The organism is Aeromonas sp. QDB23 (assembly GCF_027707745.1).
Lineage (GTDB): Bacteria > Pseudomonadota > Gammaproteobacteria > Enterobacterales > Aeromonadaceae > Aeromonas > Aeromonas allosaccharophila.
In genome coordinates, this window is record NZ_JAPCJA010000175.1 from 1 (window position 1) to 698 (window position 698).

Here is a 698-nt window from a genome sequence, read left to right on the forward strand (position 1 = left end):
CGATATACCCGCTTAGCGTTTACCACAGGTTGTTCTGTTGCCTCAGACTGACGCCGTAACAGCGCCCAGACCCGGCGATAGCCATAGGAGGGAAGCTCTGCCATCGCCTCCATGATACGGCCAAGTAAGGCTGCATCATCACGCTGGCGATGATGACGACCATCTTGCCAACCCGGTTTTCGATGAACACGAACGGATAGCTGCGCACGCGATACATTAAGAGCCTGGCTCACAGCACTTAATCGTCGTCCCCCGGCAACAAGGGCGCATGCGCAATCCATTTTTTTGCTCGACCATACTCCACGGCTTCTTTGAGGATCTCGTTCTCCATGGTCTTCTTCCCGAGCAGACGCTGAAGCTCTCGGATCTGCTTGATGGCAGCAGCCAACTCGGAAGCAGGAACAACATCCTCACCGGCGGTGATCGCCGTGAGAGACCCTTCTTGGAATTGCTTACGCCATTTGAAAAGCTGGTTTGCGTTGACGTCGTGCAAGCGAGCAACATGAGAGACGGTCATCCCGGGCTCAAAGGTCTGCTGCACGATGGCGATCTTTTCTTGTGGAGTCCGGCGTCGACGGCGCTCGGCCCCTGTTAACACTTCGACCATCTTCTCGTTGTGACTAGTACTGAACATAGCTCCAAGACTACCTCTTAAGTTAAGAGGGGCGAAGTGTCTGGATCTTCAAGGGGCCAATCTA

The 698-nt window shown here is 54.4% G+C and carries 1 pseudogene; it reads right to left on the minus strand.

From position 1 onward, the window contains the following. Positions 1 to 607: pseudogene (locus PG888_RS23045) on the minus strand (transposase); the annotation flags it as partial. Positions 608 to 698: the final 91 nt, after the last annotated feature.